Below are 25226 nucleotides of genomic sequence, written 5' to 3'. Positions count from 1 at the left end.
ATCGAAGGTTATATCAATTTACATGCGTTATTTGACTTTCTTTTATGATATAATGGAAATATAAGAAGAACAGGGGAGAAGGCACGACTGTACGTTCGCTTTCGTAAGCTTCTTAGATATACTATTTATAGGGGGAGTTCTATGACTGTAAGCCAACATATCTTTACGAGTGAAGAACAGAAGAAGCCGGAGAAGTCTGGAGTGTTCAAGACGGCAAGACTGGCCCAGCGGATTGTGATGATTGTCATCGGAGCGGCCATGATGTCTGTTGCCCTTGAAATTTTTCTTGTTCCCAATAAGTTGATTGATGGCGGAATCACCGGTATTTCCATTATGTTGTCCCATATTTTCAATATACCGCTCGGTATTCTATTGACCCTGCTTAACCTGCCGTTCCTGGTTATCGGGTATAAGCAGATCGGTAAGACATTTGCCTTATCTACTCTATTTGCTGTAATTGTAATGTCCATCGGTACCCAGTTGCTCCATCCTGTTCATCCCATTACGGTTGAGCCGCTGCTCGCAGCAGTATTCGGAGGGGTAATTCTCGGCGTTGGGGTCGGGCTCGTTGTCCGTTACGGCGGATCGCTCGATGGTACTGAGATTGTAGCCATTCTTGTATCCAAGAGGCTTCCGTTCTCTGTAGGGGAAGTCGTTATGTTCTTCAACCTGTTCATCCTGTCCGGCGCAGGCTTTGTGTTCGGCTGGAATAATGCGATGTTCTCGCTCATTGCGTATTACATTGCTTTCAAACTGATCGATATTACACTTGAAGGTCTGGACCAGTCCAAGTCGGTATGGATTATCAGTGATAAATTCCGTGATATCGGCGAAGCTCTGACGGAGCGTCTGGGACGCGGAGTGACTTATCTTGATGGTGAGGGCGGATTCTCCGGCGATAACAAGAAAGTGATTTTTGTTGTCATTACCCGTCTGGAAGAAGCGAAGCTGAAGTCTATCGTAGAAGATTGGGATTCTGACGCGTTCATCGCGATCGGCAATATCCATGATGTTAAGGGCGGCCGCTTCAAGAAAAAAGCAATTCATTAGCATTAGCGTAACCGGTTCAGCCGGAACGCTTCGAAGGAAGGTATATTTACGAACGACAGAGTAACCCATACGGCGGTCCTGACTTGTTGCGCCGTATGCCCATATATAATAATACCTTCCGTCCTGATTCTGGACGTCAGATAAGCCCGCAGCCTGAGAATGGCATTTGCGGGCTTATTGCTGTCCTGAGGGCAGCTTGGCAATAATCGCTTCGACCGGCTGAGGAGGAACCTTGGCAATCAGATCTCCTAACCGGCTGAGACGCTCCTCTATATTCAGCAGGTTGAAATCTGTAGGCTTGACGCCCCGTTCAACCTCCTCCCACAGGAGGGGAGTGGAGACAGTAGCCAGCGGCCGGGCGCGCGGGGTGTAAGGGGCAGCGAGCGTTTTGCCGCCGTAATGCTGGAGATAATCGAAATATATTTTATCCCCGCGATGCTTCTTCAGGCGCTCCAGGGTGAAGAGATCGGGCCGCTTCTCGGTAACATAAAGGCCTACGAAACGCCCGATCCGGCGCAGCTCATCGAAGGTCACCCCCGGCTTAACCGGAACAATGATCTGCACTCCGGTGGCTCCCGAGGTTTTGGGAACGGAGTCCAGTCCGAGCGATCTCAGCACCTCCCCTACCACAGCAGCAGCTTCCATAATCCGCGGTTCGACCTCAAGCGAAGGGTCCAGATCAATCATCCATTCGCAAGGCAGTGTACTGCCGGAATAATGGAGGGAGGGATGGAATTCGAGCGCAGCCAGATTGCCCAGCCAGAGCAGCTCCGGCAGGCCCTGCAGCACAATGTAGGTGATATCATCCTGCACCGCCGTGCGGACGAATTCCGGCAGCGGCTCCGGGGCGTTCTTTTGATAGAAGGACATCCCGGGAACGCCATGGGGATAGCGGATCACCGTGAGCAGCCGGTCTTTGCAATAGCGCAGCAGGTAGGGCGAGAGGGCCGCCAGCTTTTGCAGATAGATCTGCTTGGTGATGCCCATCTCGGGCCAGAGCGGTTTATCGGGATTGGTGATGCTGATTTGCTGCCCGTCTACGGTAATGGTTCCTTTGGTGGCTGCCGGCATCGGGCCCCCCCCTTTCTGTTCAGAATCACTACGTTACAGGTATTATCCGCATACCAGAGATATTCCATCCGTATATAGGCTAACATGAAGCAGTGAAAATTATTGAACGTTGTCCCGATTGTCTATCGCCGATGCTTATAAGAGTAGGAGATGTGCGTAGAAGGGAGTGTTTGTTGATTTTGAACTGGATTGAACAGGCCGTAGCCCGCGTGCAGGCCGGAGAAGTGGAGCCTTACGCCCAGATTGTCGAGGCGTACCAGAAGCCGATTCACCGGTATTGCAGCCGTCTGCTGGGAAGCAGGTCCGAAGCGGAGGATGCCGTGCAGGATATCCTGGTCAAGGCTTATTTGAATATTGCGGGGTATCGCCCCGTTGCCAGTTTTTCCTCCTGGCTGTACAAGATTGCCTACCATCATTGCCTGGACCTCATCCGCAGACGTTCAAGGCAGCAGCGGGTGCTGAAGCTGTTTCAGCCTGCGCCGCCCACGGAAAGCCCCGAGCAGAAGGTAGACCGGAATATTTTTAGCGAACCGCTTGCCAAAGCGCTGTCCAGGCTGAATACCGAAGAGCGGAATCTGCTGGTGTTGCGGATTTTTGAAGAGCAGAGCTTCCCGGAAATTGCGGGGATTATGGATAAGAACATGGAAGCAGTTAAGAAAAAATACAGGCGGACCCTCATGAAATTAGCCAAAATGATATCAGCTTACAAAGGAGGGAGCGAATGGAACGACAAGGAAGCTTTATCGAAGAAAATGTGAAGAAGCTGAGCGGAAATGAGGGCTATGAGGATGTGGATGTGAAAGACCGGGTGATGCAGCGGATACGTGAAATCCATGCCGGAAATCGGTCAGAAGCGCCTGACGCCGCAGCACACGGAGATTCTGTGAGTCCGCCTGCAGAGACTGGAGCAGATCCCGAAGCCGGGAACAGCATACCGATGATGCAGCAAGCCCGTACGAGGTATCCGCGGCAGCGGAAGCCGCGTTCCAAGACTGTAATTGCAGCTTCGGGACTCACGGCGGTCCTCCTCCTGTCAGCAGCAGGATTCGGCATATACAAGCTGACCGCCGACAATAACTTTCCAGTACCGCCCCGCACTGCTGTAGAAATCATCGAATCTCGGGAAGGCTCGCCGCTGACGTTGAATAACAGCACTGGTAAACAGGTTCTTCAAGCCTTCTGGAGTAAGCAGGGGACCACTCCTATCTCCACTCCTATCTCCACTCCTTCATCCGCTGCAGTTAAATACGACGATCTGATGAAGGTCTATGAACAGCAGGCGGAGACTGAGCTTGGTCCCGGGGAGAAGGCGGTATTTTACATCAAGGATGCCGGATTTAAGCAGCTGGCCGATGGGCTTGGATACAGCACCAGGCTGTTCACTGTGTCCCGTTCGCTGACCTATAACGAATATGGCGATTTCGCCAAGGCGTGGAGTGCCATTGCCCTTGCCGGAGCGCCGCTGCCTTCCAGCCTGTCAGGCGGCTATAGCTTTGCCAAGGCACAGATCAAATATGATTTTTATATAAGTCCTGGAACCCCGGACTATCAGCACCTTCTGCAAACGCTAGAGGCAGAAGCCCAAACGGACACTAGCGGCAAGCAGGTATTTGCCCGCAAGCTGGAGAAGGATGAGACCGATAAACTATTCATCACCATGGACTTCCTCAAAGATGGAGTCACGCGTTCCTTTCAACTGAATATTGGCTCCAGCACAATAAATCTTCTCCCCGGACAATCCGCCGAGAAATGGTTGATAGAGGGCAAGGAGGCACTCTTCATCTCGGGTGTGTCATCCGGAGGGAATCAGAATATCTGGTCTGCCGCCAACAGACTGATCTATTATAACGAAGCGGCCAACGCAACATATACCTGGAACGACGCCTTAAACAGGCTGGATAAAAGCGAATGGCTGGCGCTGGCCTCCACTTTTATCCAATAAAGGTGGGTCAGAAGCCTTGCAGCGTTAGATTCGAAATCATTTTTGGGTAGAGTGTCCCTTTTATAGTATGAAGGGCGTTACAGATATGTAGCTACACAATACACAACAAGCGGTTGCCGGAACCGTTGCTAAGGAGAGAATAAGTCATGAGAATGAATGTTAAGGCTGTTATTGCAGGAATGAGTCTTGTATTACTGATGGGAACCGCCAGCGGTGCGGCAGGGGCTGCTTCGTCATCCGCACAGAAGAAGAGCAAGGGCACGGTACCTGTTGTACAGTCTGTCCAAACGGAGCCATCCATTCAGCAGCTGATAGACAAGGAAAATACAGTCAAGCTGCAGAGCGGAGAAATCCGGCTAACCTACATTAATCATGCCAAGGTCAATCCGGACGAGACGCTTGATTTCCGCTATATGCCATACAGGTTCGCTAATATCAGCGAGGCTGCCAAGAAGCTGCTGGCTTTGACAGGGAAATCATTGGAGGAACCGGGGAGCTTACCGGAGGGCTTCGTGTTTCAGGAGGCTGTTCTTGACCCTGTGATCCCCTTCTTCCTCGGCGCAGATTATAAGAAGCTCAAAGATCAGCTTAAAGCGGAGGCAGTAGCTTCCGGCAAGAAAGTAATCTTTAAGAAGTACAAGTGGACGGGCGGGCAGGTTATGTTGACCTATACTAAGGGCGCGGAAAGAATCCGTCTTCATTCCGGACCGACGGTCGACCTCCCGGCAGGGGTAACCTATGCGTCACTGCCAGGCGACAAGGCTGAGGATCTGATCATCAACGGGCGTGAAGCTGTCTATACCCTGTTTGGTCCTCATCATAATGATCTCAAGGCAGAGTTAACCTGGGCCAGTGAGGATGGAAGCCAGACCTACAAGCTTACGGTGAATCATAGCAGCAGCCTTGCCAAAGAAGAGCTGGAAGCCATTGCAGCCACCCTGATTACGCCATAAATAAACAGACAAAAGCGTTCTTCCGTCCATCGGAAGAACGCTTTTAGCTGAAAACGGGGGCTTCCCGCTGACTCAGCAGGCAATGCATCGGAGGCAGCTCAACCCAGGCTTGAATACTCGGCTGGCGCAGAGTGCCTGAGGCATTCCATTCCAGATAATGAACCTTGAAGACCAGCTTCGGCTTGATCCAGAATGCGCCCTTGCTGCGCTCCGGCAGTTCGGCAAACGGCATTGTCTCCGAAGCCAGCGTGTGAACCTGCTCCGTCAGTTTACGCCAGTCCTGCACGGTCATCCGGCCCGCCCCGGCGTGGCCGATATAATGGAGCTTACCTTCGTCATCGTAGAGACCGAGCAGCAGGGCATTGACCGTCCCGTCCCGGAAGGTGACGCCCCCGGCGACAGCGGTGACATCGGAGATGATCTTGAGCTTCTGCCAGCGCTTGTCCTTGCCGCCCGGCGCATAGGCGCTGTGCATATCCTTACAGACGATCCCCTCCAGACTGCCCTGCCGCGCCGCAGCGAGCAACTGGACTGGATCCGGGTAGCTGGGCACCTGCTGCACATGGGGATGGGGCAGCAGCATCTCCTTCAGCAGCTCCTGCCTCCGGGACAGCGGTTCATCCAGCAGCCAGATGCCGTCACAATACAGTATATCAAAAACCATATACAGCACCGGAACCTGCGGCTGCACTGCCCGGATCGCCGCCTCGTTCTTCAGGCTGTCCCGCCGCATAACCTCATGGAAGGAGGGCTTGCCGCCGCTGAGCGCAATGATCTCGCCATCCAGAATGAAGGAGCCGGCCCGGCAATAGCTTCCTGGTTCGGCCAGCTCAGGATACTGGAGTGTGCGGCGGTTGCCCCGGCGGTTAATCAGTTCGGCATGGCTCCCGTCGTAATAGGAGATCATCCGCACGCCGTCCCATTTGATCTGGGCGATCCACTGTTCTCCGCTTGGAAGCACAGAGGCCAGTACAGGCTCAAACGGAGTGATGGTCTTAAGCTGAAGGGAGCTGTCCAGCCTGGCGGCGGGTGCAGACGCCCGGCCTCTAGGCACCGGTTCCCTTGCTCTTCGCGCTCCGGCGCTTCGGCTTCGGGGCAATCACCGGAATTGGTCCGGTAGCTTCATCTACAACCGGAGCGGCGGCTGTATCGGTTGGAGTCCCTGCGGCAGTGGCCTTGGCCGGACGTTTCTTCGCACCGGCGGCTGTCCTTGGCTTAGCCCCGCTGCCTCCCTTAGCCGGTCCGGGATCGGAAGGAATATGCTGCACAGCTTCGATACTGGCCTGCAGGGCAGCCATCAGATCGATAACATTGTTCTCCTGGCGGGCCGGAGCAATATGGAACTCTTCCCCGGCAATTTTGTGCGTAATCAGATCAAGCATCCGCTGGCGGTAATCATCCGTATATTTGGCAGGCTCGAACGGGGTGGACAGCTGTGAGATCAGCAGCTTGGCCATATCCAGCTCTTTGTCGTTCACGCTGCCCGGCTCCGGCAGGCCGGGAACCTGCGATACCGGACGGACCTCGTCCGGGTAATAGATCGTTTCAATCGCCAAGCAGTCCGCCAGGACGCGGATGGCGGCCAGACTGCTTTTGGAGCGGATGGAGATCTTGGCAATACCGATCTTCCCGGTCTGACGCATCGCCTCCATCAGCAAACGGTAAGCATTGGCGCCTGCCTGGTCTGGCGATAAATAGTAGGTCTTCTGGAAATAAATCGGGTCAATCTCCGTCAAATCCACGAAATCCAGTATGGTGATGCTCTTACTGCTCTCCTCGCTTAGCTGATCCAGCTCCTCCTTGTCGAACAGAACAAATTTGCCCTTCTCATATTCGTACCCCTTGCCGATCTCCTCCCAGGTGACCTCCTTGTCACAGACAGGACATTTACGTACATAAGACAGCGGACTGCCGCATTCTTTGTGGATGTAGCGCAGCGAGATGTCTTTATCCTCCGTAGCGGAGAACATCTTGACCGGAACATGCACAAGCCCGAAGCTGATGGCTCCTTTCCAAACGGTATGCATAAGAATCGCCTCCTGATGGGATGTGGTATGGCTTAGTATGGGGAGGCAGGGCTTTTTCTAGCCGGATGCATGATTAGAGAGTCATGGGAAAAAATAATGCTGTTCAGCTTGCACTGACCCGAAGCGAGAAGAGGAGGCATTATGGACAAGGGGCATTATCACTGGAGCGACGCCTTATCCGAGCAGGATATTCCGGCTGAAGCGGTCAATTGGGACAATATTATTGCCGATCCGGAGGATGCCGGACTGGACGAGGACGCAGTATTGCTGGATGCTGATGCAACGATCGGGGAGCTTCCAGCGGAAGATGAAGAGGAATAGGGGGGCAAGAAAAGAATGGATATAACACGTGCGCAGGATATTTACGCTTCCAAGGACAAGATTGCGGTGCATCTCGACGGAGAACCGGTTTGGATTGAGCATGTAGATTCGGATAATGGTATGGCAACGGTTCAGGTAGGCTCCCGGCCGACGAATACACAGACTGTTGGTGTTGAGCGGCTGGAGGAGCAGGGGAAGTAGCGGGTCAGCACAATAAGTCCTGGTAGGTATCCAGGTGAAATACTAATTAGAGCAGGCGTTCTCTTGGCGGTGACACCATCGCGGGAGTCTCCTGCTTTTTTTTGTGGCCTGACCGAATACAATCGTTATGCTCAGAGCCGGGGTATGGAGCCGTAGCCTCTAATAATAGCTGACACAGATATTGACGCCGGGAGTGGTGAGCCCCTATATTTGGGAGAAGAATTTTGACGAAAAGAGATGATGGAAGTGCGTCCGATATTGCTGGGTGTCTGCTCGGCGCTGTTTTTTGCGGTGACGTTTGTGCTGAACCGGAGGATGGAGCTTGCGGGAGGAAGCTGGGCGTGGAGCGCCTCGCTGCGGTACTTGTTCACGCTCCCGCTGCTGCTGGCGATTGTGGCCGGAAGAGGGAGGCTGAAGCCGCTGCTGGCTGCGATGAGAGAACGGCCTGGAGCCTGGCTGCTGTGGGGCACTGTCGGGTTCGGGCTGTTCTACGCGCCCATCTGCTTCGCCGCTGCCTATGCACCGGGCTGGCTGACAGCAGGAACGTGGCAGATCACAATTATCTCCGGTTCGCTGCTGGCTCCGTTCTTCGGAGAATGGGTTAGCGGAACGGGAGGACGAGTATACATAAGAGGTAAAATCCCGCTGCGCGGGCTGCTGCTCTCCCTGATTATTCTCGCGGGAGTGGCGCTGCTGCAAGTAGAGCAGGCGCGGCAGCTTGCCCCATCCCAGGTCCTGCTGGGCATTGTCCCGGTACTTATCGCGTCCTTCGCCTATCCGCTCGGCAACCGTAAGATGATGGAGCTGTGCGGCGGCCAGCTGGATGTATTCCAGCGGATTCTTGGTATGACGCTCGCCAGTCTGCCCTTCTGGCTGGCTGTCGCTCTGTATGGGATGGCAGATACAGGCCTGCCCTCCTTCTCGCAGGTAGGACAATCGGTCATCGTTGCACTCAGTTCGGGAGTTGTGGCTACGGTGCTGTTTTTCCGGGCTACCGATCTGGTCCGGGACAGCATGAGCAGTCTGGCAGCCGTGGAAGCGACCCAGTCACTGGAGGTGCTGTTCGCCTTGCTGGGGGAGATGCTCCTGCTGGCCTCGCCGCTGCCTTCCCTCCTGTCATGGGCGGGGATTGCGGTCATTATTGGTGGTATGGTGCTGCATAGCCTGTTCTCCCGGCATCCGGGGAAGCCTGCGGCGGCTCCGGCGTTCTCAACGGACTGACAGGCTGTTGCGGTGCAAGTAGCATACCGATATAATTAAAAGTATTGTTAACGGTTAAGGGATCTTCAAAAAGGTGGTAGTTGCAGCTTTGGACAATAATACACAAACGGTGTTTACAACCCGTTCATTCGGCCTTCAGGATACGGAGGCACTTGCCGCCGCTATTGCTGCCGCGTCATCGGCGGGGATGGTTATCGGACTTGACGGGGATCTAGGTGCTGGCAAAACAGCGTTCTCGCAGTGCTATGCACGCCATTTGGGTGTGGAAGGTATTGTGAATAGTCCTACTTTTACCATTATTAAAGAGTATGAAGGACGTCTGCCGCTGTATCATATGGATGTATACCGGATATCGCTGCAGGAAGCGGACGAGCTGGGACTGGAAGAGTATTTCTACGGTCAGGGTGTGTGTCTGGTGGAATGGAGCCGAATCATTGCTGATCTGATGCCGCCGCGGCATCTCCATATAGAGCTGAAGACCGCCGGCCCGGAGGAACGGGAGATTACGGTGACCGGAATCGGAGAGCCTTACGGCGAAGTGTGCCGGATGCTGATCCAGAAGTGGGGTAAAGAAACATGACGAACTCGAATAATGAGCCGCGTAAGCGGTTTTTGGCGCTGGATACATCAACGGCAGTTCTGGGAGTGGCCGTGACTGGCGGCGGGGAGCTGTTGTATGAGATTAATGCTTCCGGGGAGCGGAACCATTCGGTTCATCTGCTGCCTATTATTGAGCAGGCACTTCAGGCGTCTGCCACTACGGCCGACAGAATCGGCGGAATCTCGGTCGGGATCGGCCCGGGCTCCTATACTGGAACACGGATCGCTGTGACTGCAGCCAAGACGCTGGCCTGGGCCTGGAACGTACCGGTTACCGGTGTATCCAGCCTGCATGCGCTGGCCTGGGGCGGATACCATGCGGCTTCTGCGCAGCAGAAGCAAGGCTCCATAACCTCCCCGAACGGAACGGCAGGAACAGACTGGATCATTCCGCTGATCGATGCCCGGCGGGGACAGGCATACACCGCTGTATTCGCGGCGGACGGGGACAAGCCGCCCCGGCGGCTGGCGCCGGATGCGATCCGGCTGATGGCCGACTGGGTGCAGGAGCTGGCGGTACGGCTGAAGGAAGCCGCAGCTGAGGGCAATCTGCCGGACACCCTGTGGTTCGTAGGGGAGACGGCGCTGCACGGAAGTGCGGACATGCTGGCTCCGCTGATGGAAGCCGCCAACGTCCAGGCAGTGCCTTATGAGCTGGAAGGACGCTGGACCGGATTTCTGGCGGAAGCGGGTCTCTACGAAGAGAGCGGAGATTTGCATACGCTGATTCCCAACTATACGCAGCTGTCGGAGGCGGAGGCGAATCTGCGCCGCAGCAGCGAAGGGAGCCTGAATACACGATGATCGAACCGGAACGTAGACCGGCTCAGGGGACTGAGCTTGTTTTTCGCCTGATGCGGCTGGAGGATGTGCCTGCGATTCTTGTGATTGAACGGGAGGCCTTCACCATGCCTTGGACAGAGGAAGCCTTCCGCAACGAGCTGACCCACAATCATTTTGCTAAATATATGGTAATGGAGCTGGCAGGGCATATTATTGGCTACGCAGGAATGTGGGCGATTGTCGATGAGGCGCATGTCACCAATATTGCACTGCTGGAGGCATACCGGGGACGTAAATGGGGCGAGCGGCTCCTGGACGAGCTGATGAAGACGGCGGCTTATCTCGGCATGCAGTCGATCACGCTTGAAGTACGGGTCTCCAATGAGGTGGCCCAGAATTTATACCGCAAAAAAGGCTTCAAGCCTGCGGGTACCCGCAAGGGCTATTATTCGGACAACCGCGAGGATGCGCTCATCATGTGGGCCGATCTGCCGGAGTACGGGGAGCAAGCTGTAACGGAAGGAAGCGTGGACTTGAAATGAAGACAGACACGGGCGCAAGGGAGCCTGTATTGATTCTGGCGATTGAAACCAGCTGTGACGAGACCTCTGTAGCTGTAGTGAAGGACGGCTGTGAGGTGTTGTCCAACATCATCTCCAGCCAGATTGAGACCCACCGGGCATTCGGAGGTGTGGTGCCTGAAGTGGCCTCCCGCAAGCATGTCGAGGTGATTACGCTGGTCATTGAAGAGGCTTTAAGCGCGGCAGGCGTACGTCCGCAGGAGCTGACGGCAGTGGCGGTAACGCAGGGTCCGGGACTGGTGGGGGCGCTGCTGGTTGGAGTCGTGGCTGCCAAAAGCCTGGCGTTGGCCTGGGGCAAGCCGCTCATCGGCACACATCATATTGCCGGTCATATCTATGCCAACCGGCTGGTCAAGGAATTGAAGTATCCGGGTATGACGCTGGTGGTGTCAGGGGGGCATACGGAGCTGGTGCATATGGAGCGGGAAGGAGTTTTCCGGATTATCGGGCGCACCCGTGACGATGCCGTCGGCGAAGCGTACGACAAAGTGGCGCGGGCCCTGGGCTTCCCTTATCCGGGAGGGCCGCATGTGGACAAGCTGGCGCATGAAGCGGAGGAAGCCTTCGCTCTGCCGCGTGTGTGGCTGGAGCCGGGCTCGTATGACTTCAGCTTCAGCGGTCTGAAGTCCGCGGTGCTGAACGCGGTGAATCAGAGCAAGATGAAGGGGCTTGTGCCGGATGTCGCGGGCATTGCACGCGGCTTCCAGGAATCCGTAGTTGAAGTGCTGGTCGAGAAGGCGATCCGTGCCGTCCGTGAATACCACGCGGAGCAGCTTCTGCTCTGCGGAGGGGTAGCGGCGAACAAGGGGCTGCGCGAAGCCCTGATCCGGCGCTGCGGAACAGAAGGGATTGAGCTGATTATCCCTCCTCCCGTGTATTGTACGGATAATGCGGCGATGATTGGTGCCGCAGCTTATGTGAAATGGAGACATGAAGGCGGAATTCCGCTGGATATGGTAGCTGATCCCGGTTATTCGCTGGAGAAATGGTCGGTATCTGCCTATTGACTTTTGCAGAAGCCGCCGGGTATAATCAGTTCAATTCAATCATCTTATATTTGAACAAACGCAAGGATCGGAAGCAGTAAGGTCACTCCGGGATAAGAGAGCTGCGGGAAGGTGCGACGCAGTCGATGGAGACCTGAACTCGTCCGGGAGCGGAGCGGTGGAAGCAGGGAGCTCTTGGAACAGGAGCGCTGGCCGGTACAGGGTGTAATCCGGCAACCTTAGGTACACCGTTACGGTTAACCTCCGTGAGAGGGTGGTCAGTCAAGGCTGGACGGAGTGGGAACATTCCGGGAACCTTGCAGACATGGAGTGGGTATCGCAGAACAGCTGGAAGGTTAGCAGGTTCGGATATCAACAAGAGTGGTACCGCGACAGTGAATAGCCTGTCGTCTCTTGAATGAGACGGCAGGCTTTTTTTGTGCACATTTTGTGAGGAGTTATATAGGAATGACACGCAAGGATCGGGAGCAGTAGACGGCTAAGGTGAACAGAGAGCTGCGGGGAGGTGCGACGCAGACACCAGAGGCCGGCGAATCTCGCCCGTGAGCGGAGCGGCGGAAAGAGCTACAGGTACGCTGCTACGGATGTCCCCGTTACCGGACTATTCAGATCTTTATAGCTTCCGTTATCGGGGCTGGGAGATCTGATCTAAGCTGGACGCAGCGGGGACTTCTGACATCAGGGAGCCTATGCGTCAAAAAGAGTGGTACCGCGGAGGGCTGACCCCCCGTCTCTTTATAAGAGACGGGGGGTCTTTGTGCTTTTTAGGAGGCAGCCCTCCATGATATAAACCTAATTTGAGGAGGAATTACGATGATTATTCCGGTAAAGAAACGAATTCAGATTTTTGACACGACGCTGCGTGACGGGGAGCAGGCCCCGGGAGCCAGTCTTACCCCTGAGCAAAAGATTATTCTGGCCGGCAAGCTGGCGGACCTGGGAGTGGATGTCATGGAGCCGGGATTCCCTGTATCCAGTCCGGGGGATTTCGCTGCGGTGGAGACGATCTCCCGCAACATTCAGGGCGTGGAGATCTGCGGCTTCGCACGTGCAGTCAAGGGGGATATCGATGCTGCTGTACGGGCCACCCGGGATGCCGCGCGGCGGCGGATTCATCTGTTCATCTCCTCCTCCGACATCCATCTGCGCCATCAGCTGCGCATGAGCCGCCCTGAGGTTGTAGCGGTTGCCAGAGAGATGACGGCTTATGCCCGCCAGTTCTGCGATGTGGTAGAGTTCACTGCAATGGACGCTGCGCGGACGGGCATCGACGATCTGATTGAGATGGTCGAGGCGGTAATTGAAGAGGGCGCTTCGATTATCAATCTGCCGGATACGGTAGGTTATGCGCTGCCGCAGGAATACGGGGAGATGTTCCGGCGTGTGCGGCTTGGCGCCAGGGGCGGAGACAAGGTCATCTACAGCGCCCACTGCCACAACGATCTGGGTCTCGCCGTAGCGAACAGCCTGGCGGCCATTGAAGGCGGCGCTACACAGATTGAGGTCACGGTCAACGGTGTGGGTGAGCGGACCGGCAACTGTGCGCTGGAGGAGCTGGTCATGGCGCTGGAGACACGCGGAGACTCTATCGGCGCGGAGACTGGAATCGTGCTGGATAAGCTGTATGATACCTCACGGATGATCAGCGGGGCGATGCATTTCCCGATTGCCTTCAACAAGCCGGTGGTCGGGCGCAATGCCTTCCAGCATGAATCCGGCATCCATCAGGACGGTCTGCTGAAGGACCGCAGCACCTACGAGATTATGGACCCGGAGCGGCTGGGCATCCCGCGCAGCATGATTATCCTCGGCAAGCATTCCGGCAGGCATGCGCTGAAGGACCGCGCCGCGAAGTACGGCATTGCCCTGGATTCGGCGGAGCTGGACGCGCTCTACGCATCCTTCAAGGAGACGGCTGACCGCCAGAAGGCCGTCAGCGATGATGAGCTGCTGCGGATGGTCAGCAGCACCACAGGACAGCAGGCGCAGGTCTATGCGCTCGGCGAGGTCCAGGTTCTGGCCGGCAGCGCGCCGCGCCGCGTGGCTGCAGTGACAGTGCGCCATCTGCAGAGCGGCGCAGAGACGACCCAGACCAGCACCGGAGACGGTCCGCTGGAAGCAATCATTGCCGCTATAGGGCAAGGAATTGCCGAGGATATCCGCTTCGACGGGCTGGAGCTGCATTCCCTCGGCAGCGGCGGGAATGCTCAGGCCGAGGCCGCCGTCATGGTGGAGTGGAAGGACACCAAGTTCCGGGGCACGGCCATCCATCACGATATCGTGATGGCCGCAGGCATTGCTTACATCGCCGCTTGTAATGCGGCACTGCTGTCGGAATCGGAGGTGCCCTCTCCCGGCTCGGCGGTGAATAGCTAAAAAGCTAGAGACCCAAGAACAGAGCGAAGTTACCGGCGCGGGTTCAACGCCTTTCAAGGACCGGATGCCTCTGCCATGTCACCGACATCGGCAGGGGCATTTTTGCTGTCAGGGGCTAGCAAAGCGGCGTATGGCCGAATGTAGTCGAAAAACCGACCATAATGCGCCGGGTGAGGGTGCGCGAGCCAAATGTAATCGAAAAACAGACCACATTCGGCGTTGCGTGGGAGCGTGGGCCGGATGGCGCACAAGTGAACGTACATATCGCCTAAACCTAACATGATTTTTGCCCCGTGCGGCATTTGTCAACCTGTGGACAACGTTATCCACATATTCCGCACGAGTTGTGTAAAAACCGTGTAAAATCAGCAATAACGCCTTTTTTGCGAGCATCATAAACAGGAGGTTATGCTATGAAACAAAATTGTGAGAATTGTGGATAATGTGGATAGTTCGGTGGATAAAAAGTCCTTGACAAGCAAAGTAGCCATTTTACGCATGAAAAAAGCCCCGAAGGGCTAATTTTAGACGATAGTTATGCACGGAAACTGTGGATGAGCCTGTGGATAACTAGATTTGAACAAATTGGAAACTGTTAAAAATTTTTTTGATGCGCCTTTACATTATTCCTCAGCCAGTTTCTCCCATTCGCTAAATAAATCTCCCAGCTCGCGTTTTTTGTCCTTAAGCTCACTTTCATGCTCCTGAAGCGCCATATAATCCTGATACACCTCAGGCTTAGTCATTTCATGCTCAATCCCCGCGATGGCTTCCTCCAGCTTCGCGATATTCTCCTCCAGTTCGGAGATACGGCGCTGCCGGTTCCGCTCCTCGCGTTTGGCCTGCTTCTCCGCTTCATAGGAGAGGGAGCTTCCTTTCTCGGCGGATACCGCTTCGTTGTCGGCACTGCGGGAGGACTTGGCGGCGGCAAGCTCGGCTTCCTCTTCGGCAATCGCCTTGAGCTCGAGCTTTTTCTCGATATAGTCGTCATAATTGCCCAAATACTGATCAATTCCGTCCGGGTGCAGCTCCAGTACCCGTTCAGCCATCTTGTTGAGGAAATAACGGTCATGGGAAATGAACAGCAAAGTGCCTTCAAAATCGATCAGGGCCGATTCGAGTACCTCACGGCTGACGAGATCCAAATGGTTGGTAGGCTCATCGAGAATCAGCATATTGGCTCCGCGAAGCATTAGCTTGGACAGGGCCACCCGGGCCTTTTCGCCGCCGCTCAGCGCAGCTACCTTCTTAAGTACATCCTCGCCGCTGAACAGGAAGTTGCCGAGAATCGTACGGATTCTGGCCTCCTCCAGCATCGGATATTCACTCCACAGCTCCTCCAGCACCGTATTGCGCGGATTCAGCCGGGTCTGCTCCTGGTCGTAGTAGGCGATCTTCACCTTGGTTCCCCAGTTCACGGTTCCGCGGGAAGGCTCGCGGGTGCCGGTCATGCATTGCAGCAGTGTGGACTTCCCGATCCCGTTTGGTCCGATCAGCGCCGCTGTCTCGCCGCGCCGCAGCTCGAAGGAGGCATTGCGGAAGAGCGGTGCAGCCTCAGGACTGAAAGAGACTGCGACCTCCCGGACCTGCAGCACTTCCTTGCCGGACATGAAGTCAGGCTCGAAGGAGAAGCTGGCCTTCTTCAGGTCGCCCAGGGGCTTGTCGATACGCTCCATCTTGTCGAGCGCCTTGCGGCGGCTCTGTGCCCGCTTGGTGGTGGAGGCCCGGACAATGTTGCGCTGCACGAAATCCTCCATCCGTGAAATTTCGTCCTGCTGCTTCTCATACTGCTTCATACGAATCTCGTATTCCGCAGCCTTCAGCTCCATATAACGGCTGTAGTTGCCTGTGTATCTGCGCGATTGGTGCCGCTCGATCTCCACAATGGTCGTCACCAGGCGGTCAAGGAAATACCGGTCATGGGATACGACCAGGATGCCGCCGGCGTAGCCGCGCAGATAATCCTCCAGCCAGGTGAGCGTCTCGATGTCCAGATGGTTAGTCGGCTCATCGAGCATGAGCAGATCAGGGGCTTGAAGCAGAATGCGGGCCAGTGCCAGACGTGTCTTCTGGCCTCCGCTTAACGTTGAGATCGGAGTATCCGGTGCGAACTCTCCGAAGCCCATCCCGTGCAGCACGCTGCGGATACGCGTATTGATCTCATAGCCGCCGTGATCCTTGAACCAGTCGGAGCGCCTGGCATAGCGCTCCAGCAGATCCTCATAACGCTTCGGATCTTCGGCAAGTGCCGGATCGGCGATGTCCGTCTCCAGCTGCCGCAGCTCGGCCTCTGCCTCCAGCAGCGGCGCAAATACCGCGAGCATCTCTTCCTGTATGGTGTTATCCGACTGCAGGCCGCTGTTCTGGGCCAGATAGCCAATCGTAGTCTCTTTAGACTTATGAATTTGTCCGCTGTCATAAGACATCTCACCCGCGAGAATCTGCAGAAAGGTCGATTTGCCTGCCCCGTTGACGCCAACCAGCCCGACTCTCTCCCTCTCGTTCACCATTAGGCTAATGCCGTCCAGCACGCTTTGTATACCGTATGATTTCGTAATTCCTGTCGCTTGAAGAAGCATTCTGATGAAACCTCCGCCCTTGCAAATTGGCCTCGGCGGCTTGCGCCCAGGCGATTGTCTAATCTTATTCTCCAGTTTACATGAAAAAGGTTAGCCGTGCGAGGCTCATTCTTCTAACAAGGGGAATGAATCAACCTTGGCGAACCGGTGAGAAGAGTGGTAAACTGAGCTTACAAACTATGATAAGCTAGGAACAAGTGAAGGAGGAGGCTGCCTATGCAGGAGCACAGCATGCAGCTTGCCGGGCGGAAGCGCGAGCTTCGCACCGGGAAAACCGCGCTCCGCGATGCCTTGCCCATGGAGCAGCGGGAGCTGTTATCCGCCCGGGTGTGCGCCCATGCCTGGAGCTGGTTCTCGCAGGAAGGCGCAGCTTCACTGCTTGCGTATGCGCCGTTTCGCTCCGAGCTGAACTGCCGTCCGCTTCTTGCGGCGGCATGGGCGGAAGGGCATGAGGTACTGCTTCCCCGCGTCAACCGGGAGAGCGGGGACTTAAGCCTTCACCAGGTAAGCTCCTGGGATGAGCTTGTCCCTGGAACCTACGGGATCATGGAGCCGCCGGCCGGGAGTGCTGCACTTGCCAGCCCCATCGCGCAAGCAGGACGGGGAAGCGGCTTGCCGGAGGTCATCTTCGTGCCCGGACTGGCCTTTGACCGGCGGGGCGGCCGCCTCGGCTACGGACGCGGTTATTATGACCGCTTGCGCACTGCCCTGGAGGCCGGAGTCCCCGGTACGGCTGCCAAGCCTATGTGGATTGGTCTGGCCTACGGCCTCCAGCTGGTACCGGAAGTACCGCTTGAGGAGCATGATGCCTTAATGGATCTGCTGATTACGGAGAACGGCATCTGGGATTGCCGGAAGGAGAGGGCTGCATGGAATTAACTCATTTCAACGAGCAGGGCAGAGCCCGCATGGTGGATGTGAGCGACAAGGAAGTTACCAGGCGGACAGCGGCAGCCAGAAGCCAGGTGCATATGGCCCCGGAGACGCTGAGCGCCATTAAGGCGGGAACGATCCGCAAGGGCGATGTGCTTGCGGTAGCTCAGGTTGCAGGAATCATGGCGGCGAAGCAGACCGCAAGCTGGATTCCCATGTGCCACCCGCTGCCGCTTACCGGAGTGGATATCCGCTTCATGGATAACAACAAAGATGAACTATATATAGAAGCAACCGTCAGCACTACCGGTAAGACCGGGGTGGAGATGGAGGCGCTCACTGCCGTATCGGCAGCGGCGCTGACCGTATATGATATGTGCAAGGCGCTGCAGAAGGACATGATTATCGGACCTACGATGCTGGTGTCCAAGAGCGGCGGCAAGAATGGGGATTACGCGCTGGAAGCAGAATAGAGCAGCAACAGAGAATGATACAGCCGAAGGCGCAGCGGCAGCTGCTTCAGCAGCCGGATATACATAGTACATAGAGAGGGAGGGACAACCTATGGCGTGGAAAACAGCAATCCTGACGGCCAGCGATAAAGGGGCCAGGGGCGAACGGGAAGACACGAGCGCCCAGGTGATTCGGGAGCTGGTGGAGGAGGAGCTGGGCGGCGAGATCATTGAATACCGGATCGTGCCTGATGAGCAGGATGAGATTATTGCTGCACTGATTGAGCTTACGGATTATTTTCAGGCGGATCTGGTGCTGACAACCGGCGGAACCGATCTGGCCATCCGCGATGTTACGCCGGAGGCGACGCGGCGGGTCATTGAACGCGAAGTGCCCGGACTCTCCGAGGCGATGCGCAGTACGGTGATGCAGAAGAACCGCGCAGCTATGCTGTTCCGGGGAATCTGCGGCATCCGCGGAAGAACTCTGATTGTCAATCTGCCCGGTACCCCGAAGGGGGTACATGAGAATCTGGCGGCGATTATGGATCAGCTTCCGGAAGCTCTGTTAATGGTTACGGGACAATACCGCCAGTAATCGGACTCTGCTCTATTCACTTTTGTCTAAATCGTTCAGGATACACAATGGATGTGTGATATAAGTTATGGTATTATTATTTTATCGTTAACTATTGTCATGAACGGACAGAAGGATGGGAGGAAACCGGTATGTTAGGTGGTATTGGCACACCCGGAATTATCTTGTTGGTTATCTTGGCATTGCTGCTCTTCGGTCCCAATAAGCTTCCTGAGCTGGGGCGGGCAGTCGGGCGTACCTTCCGTGAATTCAAGGACGGTGCACGGGAGATTGTGAGCGAGCCGGAAGCGGCCAAGCGGAGCGAGACTGTTGCTCCTGCGGCTGCGCAGACGGCAGCAGCAGAACTTCCGCAGGACCGCCGTCTGCCGGAATAATTTTAAGGTTCCCACGCAGGGGCGTCTTTCCCAGGTCTGCTTTTAGACCGGGGCGGCGCCCTTTTTTTGAAGATGAAAAAATGTCAATCCGGGTGGTGTCAGTCATGTCTCTGGAAGCGGAAGAAATGTCCCTCGTCGATCATCTGACGGAGCTGCGCAGACGTCTTATCTACGTGCTGATCGTGTTCGTAGCAGGACTTGTGCTCGGCTTATTCGTCGCCAAGCCAATCTATCTGTACCTGATCAGTGCCGATGCTGCGCAAGGCTTCGTCCTGCATGCGTTCTCCTTCTGGGATGGAATCGGGATGTATATGAAGATCGCTATGGCGGTCTCGCTGGTCTTCTCCGTGCCGTTCATCGTCTTCCAGCTATGGGCGTTCATCAGCCCCGGACTGCGGCCTGTGGAGCGGAGCGCTGCCCTGCGTTATGTGCCTTATGTGTTTGTGTTGTTTATTGCCGGCATTGCTTTTGCCTATTACATAGTGTTCCCTATGGCCTTATCCTTCACGATTTCGATTACGCGGAATATGGGGCTTGAGGAGACCTACGGCATCGCCGAATACTTCGATTTCCTGTTCAGTCTGGTGATTCCGCTGGCCCTGCTCTTCGAGCTGCCGCTGATTGTCATGTTCCTGACCAAGCTCAGGGTGCTGAACCCGCTGCGTCTGCGCAAGATGCGCCGTTATGCCTATTTCGCGCTTGTGTTCATTGCTGTGGTCATTACACCGCCTGATTTCATCTCGGACTTTCTGGTGACGATTCCGCTGCTGGTGCTGTATGAATTCAGTGTGTTTCTGTCCGCATTCGTCTACCGCAGGCAATTGGCTGAGGACGCTAAGCGGGAGTCGCGGTATGTGAAGGCAGATTAGTGGGAAGGGGGCATAATATGCCCCTTGCTGGATAGAATGTAGGAGAGTGTGTGTCGGACAAGCGCTGAAACCATAATTTTGGCAAAAACAAATATGATTTTGTGTAAAAGGACTTGAAATTCGCCTTCAAGTTGAGTATCATAAAAATTGTTGTTAGCACTACAGAGGGTTGAGTGCTAACGCTGCTGAAAAACCGGGATTGGCCGGAGCAACATTCCGTAAGGGATGCTGATGGCGCAGATCCCCGCAGCTCAATCTATGTTTTTAAGGCAAATCACATAATTTCAAAGGAGGCTATTTTTACATGATTAAACCACTAGGTGAACGCGTATTGGTAGAACCAAGCGAGCAACAGGAAACCACTTCTTTCGGGATCGTGCTTCCGGACTCTTCCAAAGAGAAGCCGCAAGAAGGTACTATTATCGCTGTAGGCAGCGGAGCTTTGAAAGACGGAGTCCGTGTAGCGCTGGAAGTAAAAGAAGGCGACCGTGTGCTTTTCTCGAAATATGCCGGAACTGAAATCAAATACGAGGGTAAAGAATATCTGATTATGAAAGAAAGCGACATTCACGCTATTCTTGACTAGTCTTAAGCGTCTCTCATAAGTCAGATTCAGAATACATTCACAAATTATATTAGGAGGTTAACTATACAATGGCAAAAGAAATTAAGTTCAGTGAAGATGCTCGCCGTGCAATGCTGCGCGGGGTTGACGCTTTGGCAAATGCAGTAAAAGTTACACTGGGTCCTAAAGGCCGCAACGTGGTGCTGGAGAAGAAATTCGGCAGCCCGCTGATCACGAATGACGGTGTAACCATCGCCAAAGAAATCGAACTGGAAGATGCTTTCGAGAACATGGGCGCACAGCTCGTTAAAGAAGTAGCTACCAAGACTAACGATGTAGCCGGTGACGGTACTACAACTGCAACGGTTCTGGCTCAGGCTATGATCCGCGAAGGTCTGAAGAACGTAACTGCAGGCGCTAACCCGATGGTTATGCGTAAAGGGATCGACAAAGCAGTGAAGGCTGCTGTCGCTGAACTGCAGAATATCGCTAAGCCGATTGTGGATTCCCAAGCGATCGCACAAGTAGCTGCAATCTCCGCTGCTGACGAAGAAGTGGGCCAACTGATTGCTGAAGCTATGGAAAAAGTGGGCAAGGACGGCGTTATCACCGTTGAAGAATCCCGCGGATTCCTGACAGAGCTTGAAGTGGTTGAAGGTATGCAGTTCGACCGTGGTTACATCTCCCCGTACATGATCACCGATACGGACAAGATGGAAGCCGTTCTGGAGAACCCGTACATCCTGATTACAGACAAGAAAATCAGCAGCACTCAAGAAATTCTTCCACTCTTGGAGAAGATCGTTCAACAGGCGCGTCCGCTGGTAATCATCGCTGAAGACATCGAAGGCGAAGCTCAGGCGATGCTGATCGTGAACAAGCTGCGCGGAACGTTCAATGCGGTAGCGGTTAAGGCTCCTGGCTTCGGCGACCGCCGTGAAGCTATGCTGCAGGATATCGCTGCTCTGACAGGCGGCCAAGTGATCACTGAGAAGCTTGGACTGGATCTCAAGAGCACTTCTATCGAGCAACTGGGTAACGCCCGTCAAGTGCGCGTAACCAAAGAAAACACTACAATTGTAGACGGAAGCGGCGACAAGGCGGACATTAATGCACGCGTTAGCCAAATCCGTTCCCAGCTGGAAGAAACCACTTCCGAGTTCGACAAAGAAAAACTGCAGGAGCGTCTGGCTAAATTGGCTGGCGGCGTAGCCGTTGTCAAAGTCGGTGCTGCTACTGAAACTGAACTGAAAGAGCGCAAGCTCCGCATCGAAGATGCCCTGAACGCAACCCGCGCTGCGGTTGAAGAAGGTATCGTATCCGGTGGGGGTACAGCTCTTGTGAACGTATATGCTGCTGTAGCTGCTGTAGTAGCTGAAGGCGACGAAAGAACTGGCGTTAACCTCGTGCTGCGCGCGCTGGAAGAACCAGTTCGCACCATCGCTGCTAACGCAGGCCAGGAAGGTTCCGTTATCGTGGACCGTCTGAAAAAAGAAGCTATCGGCATCGGCTACAACGCTGCTACCGATGAGTGGGTTAACATGTTCGAAGCAGGGATCGTTGACCCTGCCAAGGTAACCCGTTATGCGCTGCAGAATGCTGCTTCCGTAGCTGCTATGTTCCTGACCACTGAAGCGGTTATCGCTGACAAGCCAGAACCAGCCGCTGCTGGTGGCGGAATGCCAGATATGGGCGGCATGGGCGGTATGGGCGGCATGATGTAACAAGGGTGACAAACCCTTTTGCATCAAGTGTTTCCTGAGAAGGAAACACCGTTTGACCACATGATGCAAAAATAAGAGGCTTCCTATGAGTTCATTGAACTTGTGGGAAGCCTCTTTTTCGCAGCTCAAATCTTTAATATTCTTCAATCTAAATCTTGATCTAAAAGAGGTTTTACTAAACGACGCACTTCGTCTGTTGAAGTGGTTTCCATTAATTGGTCTTTTAGTTCGCCTGCGCCTCTAAATCCACGAACATAGATTTTGAAATAGCGAAGAAGTGGTCTAAATGAACGTGGCAGGGTTTCTGTTGAATATTTATCGTGAAGATCCAACTGTAAAAGAAGTAAATTGAGAAAATCCTTCGCGCTATGTTCTTTAGAGTCTTTCTCAAAAGCAAATGGATTAGTGAAAATGCCGCGGCCAATCATGATACCATCAACGCCGTATTGTTCTACTAATTGTAATCCTGTTGCGCGGTCCGGAATATCTCCATTAATAGTTAACAACGTATTTGGAGCGATTTCATCGCGTAATTTTTTTATCTCAGGAATTAGTTCCCAGTGTGCAGCTACTTTACTCTTCTCTTTTTTGGTACGAAGGTGAATGGAAAGATTCGCAACATCTTGTTTCAATATATGTCCTAACCAATCGCGCCACTCGTCAATTTTAGAGTAACCTAATCTTGTTTTAACACTAACCGGCAATCCACCTGCTTTTGCTGCTTGAATAATTTCTGCTGCAACTTCAGGATGCTTTATTAATCCAGCCCCTTTTCCACTGGATGCGGCGTTTTGTGCTGGGCATCCCATGTTTATATCGATACCACGAAAACCAAGTTTTTTCATATCAATACTCATCTGTTCAAAAAGTGCAGGTTTATTGCCCCAAATATGAGCGACAATCGGTTGCTCATCAGCTGTGAACATTAACCGGCCACCTACATTTTCTTTTCCAACAGGGTGACAATAATTTTCTGCACTTGTGAATTCTGTGAAAAATACGTCAGGTTTTGCAGCTTCACTAATGACGTGACGAAATACAATATCTGTGACGTCTTCCATTGGAGCTAATATAAAAAACGGTTTCGGTAAATCCAGCCAAAAGTTTGGTTCGTTACTCATATTATCTTCTCCTGTTGCAACATATAAAAACGATATAGTCTATAGCAAAGTCTTTGACCCATCATACATAGTATCATTATTTTTCGTTTGATGCACAGAATCAATGGTGTGAGCTACGGACACATTTGTGGTGTCTGCCAAAGTCGAGCGGCAAGCGAGAAGTTAAAGATTTCTTTAACTTTCACACAGGGGTTAATCCGCCATGATAGAGTAATAGCTTGATAGGATTTCAAATTGAAAGGCCGGAACTTGATGGGAAAAATCCGAGGTTTTATCTTTTTTTTAGTCTTTCTTCTTGCAACAACCCCAGCAGCAGCAGCACAAAACTCCAGCTATGCAGAAGCGCTTAACCACTTAGGATTGTTTAGTGGAATGGAGAATGGATATGAGCTGTCGCGGGTGCCTACCAGAGCAGAAGCCCTTGTAATGATGCTGCGTCTGTGGGGGAAGGAGAAAGAGGCCCTGAAAAGCAACTACCAAAGTCCATTTACGGATACGGGGTGGGAAAGCCGCTACGTGTCGTATGCCTATACCAAGGGTGTAGTTAATGGAATAGATGAGTTTCGTTTTGGCGGTAACCGGCCCATCTCGCTTAACCAGTATTGTTCAATGGTTCTAAGGGTGTTGGGATATTCAGAAACCAAGGGAGACTTTAACTATGGAACCGCGGTTTCTTTCGCCTCCATAGTTCTAGGAATAGAGCTTACCAAAGAACGCGAATTCAATCGGGGAACGCTTGCAAAAATAAGCAGTTATGTTCTAAACACAAGACCCAAAAACCAACTTGCCACACTAGGTCAAACCCTTAGTGCAACAGATGTCTTCACCACGCAACAATTAAACGAGGCAAGGTCACTTTGGGAGCAGGATAAAAATCTGGATGGAGCGACGATTTTAATCTATGCAGTGGGTTCTGACCTTGAATCACAGCAAGGCCGGCTAACCGATGACTTGGAAGAAATTCTTCGTGGTCAACCCAACCAAAATACGAAGATCCTGCTGCAAACAGGCGGAACGCTCAAATATCACAACAAATATATGGCTGATGGAGCATCAGAACGCTTTGAAGTTAGCCATGGACAACTTCAAAAGCACGAAAGTCATATCCAAACTGCCGCATCAGACCCTAAAACACTCAGGGATTTTCTTGTATGGGGCAAAGCCGTTGCACCCAGTGAGCGTTATATCCTGATTCTATGGGACCATGGGTACGGTACAATGGGCGGATTTGGTGCAGACGAGCTGAACGAGCGAAAAACGATGAAGGTCTCGGAGCTTTCCAAGGCAATCGGTTCAGCAGATCTGTATTTCGACTTAATCGTCTTTGATGCCTGTCTTATGGGCACCGTTGAAACTGCCTATGCTCTTAGAGATCAGGGCAAATATCTCATAGCTTCTGAAGATTCAACCCCCGCAGCAGGCTTGTACTATACCACATGGATAGGTGCGATAGAGCGAAACCCGCACATCAGCACTGAAAGAATAGGGCGGTTAATATTAGATTCCTTTACCCTTCATTCGGGGATGGAAGCTAAGATGCAAACAACCATGTCAATGATGAAGCTTTCTCAGGCAGATTCCTTGGTTAAGGCCATAGAAAAGGCGAAATTTGATCGCTCACTAACAGACCTTGCAAACCACTCAGAGCTGTTAGGCAAAAACGATGGGATATTTGATCAATATGATCTTATAGAAATCATGGGCCAATCATCAGAAATCACAGCTGCAGCCCAAGCGCTTGCATTTGAAGTAAGAAATTCAGCAGGCTATAAAAACCGCAACGGTGTGGCTTTATATGTCCCTAGCAGAAAAATCGCACACACACTTGAAATGAAAGAAGAGCTAAAAGCCATTGGCTTTAGCTCAAAATATATAGAAACTATTATCAACGAAAACTAGCTGTAAAGGCTGATCGTTGTCCAGAATGTGGTCTTATAA

The 25226-nt window shown here is 53.5% G+C and carries 25 protein-coding genes and 1 other annotated feature; of the genes, 20 read left to right on the top strand and 5 right to left on the bottom strand.

Going from position 1 to position 25226, the window contains the following annotated elements:
* Window positions 1–141 precede the first annotated feature (141 nt).
* On the top strand, window positions 142–1050 hold the full coding sequence (locus tag MHH78_RS31185) for a YitT family protein (RefSeq protein ID WP_076081086.1): 909 nt from the start codon (window positions 142–144) through the stop codon (window positions 1048–1050).
* Between the two features lie 174 nt (window positions 1051–1224).
* On the opposite strand, the gene ligD is transcribed toward MHH78_RS31185, so the two are convergent.
* A complete protein-coding gene (gene ligD, locus MHH78_RS31180) occupies window positions 1225–2121 on the bottom strand; it encodes a non-homologous end-joining DNA ligase (protein ID WP_341169972.1) in 897 nt (298 codons plus the stop codon).
* 179 nt (window positions 2122–2300) lie between these two features.
* On the opposite strand from ligD, the gene MHH78_RS31175 reads away from it, so the two are divergent.
* The 3 genes from MHH78_RS31175 to MHH78_RS31165 all read left to right on the top strand — a co-directional run bounded on the left by MHH78_RS31175 (window position 2301) and on the right by MHH78_RS31165 (window position 5016).
* Window positions 2301–2879: an RNA polymerase sigma factor gene (locus MHH78_RS31175; protein WP_341169971.1), complete on the top strand. Its 579-nt coding sequence runs from the start codon at window positions 2301–2303 to the stop codon at window positions 2877–2879.
* Window positions 2843–4063 carry a hypothetical protein gene (locus MHH78_RS31170; protein WP_341169970.1) on the top strand — a complete coding sequence of 407 codons (1221 nt, stop codon included), beginning with the start codon at window positions 2843–2845 and terminating at the stop codon, window positions 4061–4063. Before MHH78_RS31175 ends, MHH78_RS31170 begins: the two co-directional genes overlap by 37 nt.
* 146 nt (window positions 4064–4209) lie before the next feature.
* Window positions 4210–5016, top strand: a complete 807-nt coding sequence (locus MHH78_RS31165; RefSeq protein WP_341169969.1) for a hypothetical protein — start codon at window positions 4210–4212, stop codon at window positions 5014–5016.
* Window positions 5017–5059: 43 nt separating this feature from the next.
* Here MHH78_RS31165 and MHH78_RS31160 read toward each other — a convergent pair whose 3' ends face one another.
* Together MHH78_RS31160 and ku are read right to left on the bottom strand one after the other, a co-directional pair.
* Complete coding sequence (locus MHH78_RS31160; protein ID WP_341169968.1) at window positions 5060–6070, bottom strand: ATP-dependent DNA ligase; 1011 nt, start codon at window positions 6068–6070, stop codon at window positions 5060–5062.
* Window positions 6063–7043, bottom strand: a complete 981-nt coding sequence (ku, locus tag MHH78_RS31155; RefSeq protein ID WP_341169967.1) for a non-homologous end joining protein Ku — start codon at window positions 7041–7043, stop codon at window positions 6063–6065. Before ku ends, MHH78_RS31160 begins: the two co-directional genes overlap by 8 nt.
* 141 nt (window positions 7044–7184) lie before the next feature.
* Between ku and MHH78_RS31150 the strand changes: the two genes are divergently transcribed.
* The 8 genes from MHH78_RS31150 (at window position 7185) to MHH78_RS31115 (ending at window position 14133) form a co-directional block, all read left to right on the top strand.
* Window positions 7185–7364, top strand: a complete 180-nt coding sequence (locus MHH78_RS31150) for a hypothetical protein (RefSeq protein WP_341169966.1) — start codon at window positions 7185–7187, stop codon at window positions 7362–7364.
* Window positions 7365–7379: 15 nt separating this feature from the next.
* Window positions 7380–7565, top strand: coding sequence for an H-type small acid-soluble spore protein (locus tag MHH78_RS31145; RefSeq protein ID WP_341169965.1), 186 nt, complete (start codon window positions 7380–7382; stop codon window positions 7563–7565).
* Between the two features lie 246 nt (window positions 7566–7811).
* The gene (locus tag MHH78_RS31140; protein WP_341169964.1) at window positions 7812–8786 is read left to right on the top strand and encodes a DMT family transporter; all 975 of its coding nucleotides are present in this window, start codon (window positions 7812–7814) and stop codon (window positions 8784–8786) included.
* A gap of 88 nt (window positions 8787–8874) precedes the next feature.
* Complete coding sequence (gene tsaE, locus MHH78_RS31135) at window positions 8875–9366, top strand: tRNA (adenosine(37)-N6)-threonylcarbamoyltransferase complex ATPase subunit type 1 TsaE (protein ID WP_445668075.1); 492 nt, start codon at window positions 8875–8877, stop codon at window positions 9364–9366.
* Window positions 9363–10190, top strand: coding sequence for a tRNA (adenosine(37)-N6)-threonylcarbamoyltransferase complex dimerization subunit type 1 TsaB (tsaB, locus tag MHH78_RS31130; RefSeq protein ID WP_341169963.1), 828 nt, complete (start codon window positions 9363–9365; stop codon window positions 10188–10190). Before tsaE ends, tsaB begins: the two co-directional genes overlap by 4 nt.
* Entirely contained in the window at window positions 10187–10711 is a 525-nt protein-coding gene (gene rimI, locus MHH78_RS31125) for a ribosomal protein S18-alanine N-acetyltransferase (RefSeq protein WP_051477836.1), read from the top strand. Before tsaB ends, rimI begins: the two co-directional genes overlap by 4 nt.
* Window positions 10708–11757, top strand: a complete 1050-nt coding sequence (gene tsaD, locus MHH78_RS31120) for a tRNA (adenosine(37)-N6)-threonylcarbamoyltransferase complex transferase subunit TsaD (protein ID WP_341169962.1) — start codon at window positions 10708–10710, stop codon at window positions 11755–11757. The genes rimI and tsaD overlap by 4 nt, the downstream gene beginning before the upstream one ends.
* Before the next feature lie 448 nt (window positions 11758–12205).
* Window positions 12206–12495: a binding site (T-box leader), on the top strand.
* A gap of 75 nt (window positions 12496–12570) precedes the next feature.
* Window positions 12571–14133, top strand: coding sequence for a 2-isopropylmalate synthase (locus MHH78_RS31115; protein WP_341169961.1), 1563 nt, complete (start codon window positions 12571–12573; stop codon window positions 14131–14133).
* Between the two features lie 623 nt (window positions 14134–14756).
* On the opposite strand, the gene MHH78_RS31110 is transcribed toward MHH78_RS31115, so the two are convergent.
* Window positions 14757–16712 carry an ABC-F family ATP-binding cassette domain-containing protein gene (locus MHH78_RS31110; RefSeq protein WP_036723187.1) on the bottom strand — a complete coding sequence of 652 codons (1956 nt, stop codon included), beginning with the start codon at window positions 16710–16712 and terminating at the stop codon, window positions 14757–14759.
* 216 nt (window positions 16713–16928) lie between these two features.
* On the opposite strand from MHH78_RS31110, the gene MHH78_RS31105 reads away from it, so the two are divergent.
* From MHH78_RS31105 to groL, 7 genes are all read left to right on the top strand, one after another.
* On the top strand, window positions 16929–17591 hold the full coding sequence (locus MHH78_RS31105; RefSeq protein WP_341169960.1) for a 5-formyltetrahydrofolate cyclo-ligase: 663 nt from the start codon (window positions 16929–16931) through the stop codon (window positions 17589–17591).
* Complete coding sequence (moaC, locus tag MHH78_RS31100; protein WP_076081112.1) at window positions 17582–18058, top strand: cyclic pyranopterin monophosphate synthase MoaC; 477 nt, start codon at window positions 17582–17584, stop codon at window positions 18056–18058. The genes MHH78_RS31105 and moaC overlap by 10 nt, the downstream gene beginning before the upstream one ends.
* Window positions 18059–18149: 91 nt before the next feature.
* On the top strand, window positions 18150–18635 hold the full coding sequence (locus tag MHH78_RS31095; RefSeq protein ID WP_036693720.1) for a MogA/MoaB family molybdenum cofactor biosynthesis protein: 486 nt from the start codon (window positions 18150–18152) through the stop codon (window positions 18633–18635).
* A 131-nt stretch (window positions 18636–18766) separates the two neighbouring features.
* Window positions 18767–19009 carry a twin-arginine translocase TatA/TatE family subunit gene (gene tatA, locus MHH78_RS31090; RefSeq protein WP_076081114.1) on the top strand — a complete coding sequence of 81 codons (243 nt, stop codon included), beginning with the start codon at window positions 18767–18769 and terminating at the stop codon, window positions 19007–19009.
* Window positions 19010–19113: 104 nt separating this feature from the next.
* Window positions 19114–19878: a twin-arginine translocase subunit TatC gene (tatC, locus tag MHH78_RS31085; protein ID WP_076081116.1), complete on the top strand. Its 765-nt coding sequence runs from the start codon at window positions 19114–19116 to the stop codon at window positions 19876–19878.
* A gap of 304 nt (window positions 19879–20182) precedes the next feature.
* Window positions 20183–20464, top strand: a complete 282-nt coding sequence (gene groES / locus MHH78_RS31080; protein WP_036723192.1) for a co-chaperone GroES — start codon at window positions 20183–20185, stop codon at window positions 20462–20464.
* Window positions 20465–20532: 68 nt separating this feature from the next.
* Entirely contained in the window at window positions 20533–22167 is a 1635-nt protein-coding gene (gene groL, locus MHH78_RS31075) for a chaperonin GroEL (RefSeq protein ID WP_036723193.1), read from the top strand.
* Between the two features lie 143 nt (window positions 22168–22310).
* On the opposite strand, the gene MHH78_RS31070 is transcribed toward groL, so the two are convergent.
* Complete coding sequence (locus MHH78_RS31070; RefSeq protein WP_341169959.1) at window positions 22311–23288, bottom strand: tRNA dihydrouridine synthase; 978 nt, start codon at window positions 23286–23288, stop codon at window positions 22311–22313.
* A gap of 252 nt (window positions 23289–23540) precedes the next feature.
* Here MHH78_RS31070 and MHH78_RS31065 point away from each other — a divergent pair, with 252 nt between their 5' ends.
* The gene (locus MHH78_RS31065) at window positions 23541–25187 is read left to right on the top strand and encodes a clostripain-related cysteine peptidase (RefSeq protein ID WP_341170416.1); all 1647 of its coding nucleotides are present in this window, start codon (window positions 23541–23543) and stop codon (window positions 25185–25187) included.
* Window positions 25188–25226: the final 39 nt, after the last annotated feature.

Origin of the sequence: Paenibacillus sp. FSL H3-0333 (assembly GCF_038002805.1) — a bacterium.
Lineage (GTDB): Bacteria > Bacillota > Bacilli > Paenibacillales > Paenibacillaceae > Paenibacillus_AQ > Paenibacillus_AQ silagei.
The sequence above is the reverse complement of the archived record's forward strand: the minus strand, read 5'-3'. Positions and strand labels throughout refer to the sequence as shown.

What these genes read in the sequence shown, in the direction of transcription:
- MHH78_RS31185 (WP_076081086.1), top strand. Translation starts at nt 142, where the DNA reads ATGACTGTAAGCCAACATATCTTTACGAGTGAAGAACAGAAGAAGCCG.
- ligD (WP_341169972.1), bottom strand. Translation starts at nt 2,121, where the DNA reads ATGCCGGCAGCCACCAAAGGAACCATTACCGTAGACGGGCAGCAAATC.
- MHH78_RS31170 (WP_341169970.1), top strand. Translation starts at nt 2,843, where the DNA reads ATGGAACGACAAGGAAGCTTTATCGAAGAAAATGTGAAGAAGCTGAGC.
- MHH78_RS31165 (WP_341169969.1), top strand. Translation starts at nt 4,210, where the DNA reads ATGAGAATGAATGTTAAGGCTGTTATTGCAGGAATGAGTCTTGTATTA.
- ku (WP_341169967.1), bottom strand. Translation starts at nt 7,043, where the DNA reads ATGCATACCGTTTGGAAAGGAGCCATCAGCTTCGGGCTTGTGCATGTT.
- MHH78_RS31150 (WP_341169966.1), top strand. Translation starts at nt 7,185, where the DNA reads ATGGACAAGGGGCATTATCACTGGAGCGACGCCTTATCCGAGCAGGAT.
- MHH78_RS31145 (WP_341169965.1), top strand. Translation starts at nt 7,380, where the DNA reads ATGGATATAACACGTGCGCAGGATATTTACGCTTCCAAGGACAAGATT.
- tsaB (WP_341169963.1), top strand. Translation starts at nt 9,363, where the DNA reads ATGACGAACTCGAATAATGAGCCGCGTAAGCGGTTTTTGGCGCTGGAT.
- rimI (WP_051477836.1), top strand. Translation starts at nt 10,187, where the DNA reads ATGATCGAACCGGAACGTAGACCGGCTCAGGGGACTGAGCTTGTTTTT.
- tsaD (WP_341169962.1), top strand. Translation starts at nt 10,708, where the DNA reads ATGAAGACAGACACGGGCGCAAGGGAGCCTGTATTGATTCTGGCGATT.
- MHH78_RS31115 (WP_341169961.1), top strand. Translation starts at nt 12,571, where the DNA reads ATGATTATTCCGGTAAAGAAACGAATTCAGATTTTTGACACGACGCTG.
- MHH78_RS31110 (WP_036723187.1), bottom strand. Translation starts at nt 16,712, where the DNA reads ATGCTTCTTCAAGCGACAGGAATTACGAAATCATACGGTATACAAAGC.
- MHH78_RS31105 (WP_341169960.1), top strand. Translation starts at nt 16,929, where the DNA reads ATGCAGGAGCACAGCATGCAGCTTGCCGGGCGGAAGCGCGAGCTTCGC.
- moaC (WP_076081112.1), top strand. Translation starts at nt 17,582, where the DNA reads ATGGAATTAACTCATTTCAACGAGCAGGGCAGAGCCCGCATGGTGGAT.
- MHH78_RS31095 (WP_036693720.1), top strand. Translation starts at nt 18,150, where the DNA reads ATGGCGTGGAAAACAGCAATCCTGACGGCCAGCGATAAAGGGGCCAGG.
- tatA (WP_076081114.1), top strand. Translation starts at nt 18,767, where the DNA reads ATGTTAGGTGGTATTGGCACACCCGGAATTATCTTGTTGGTTATCTTG.
- tatC (WP_076081116.1), top strand. Translation starts at nt 19,114, where the DNA reads ATGTCTCTGGAAGCGGAAGAAATGTCCCTCGTCGATCATCTGACGGAG.
- groES (WP_036723192.1), top strand. Translation starts at nt 20,183, where the DNA reads ATGATTAAACCACTAGGTGAACGCGTATTGGTAGAACCAAGCGAGCAA.
- groL (WP_036723193.1), top strand. Translation starts at nt 20,533, where the DNA reads ATGGCAAAAGAAATTAAGTTCAGTGAAGATGCTCGCCGTGCAATGCTG.
- MHH78_RS31070 (WP_341169959.1), bottom strand. Translation starts at nt 23,288, where the DNA reads ATGAGTAACGAACCAAACTTTTGGCTGGATTTACCGAAACCGTTTTTT.
- MHH78_RS31065 (WP_341170416.1), top strand. Translation starts at nt 23,541, where the DNA reads ATGGGAAAAATCCGAGGTTTTATCTTTTTTTTAGTCTTTCTTCTTGCA.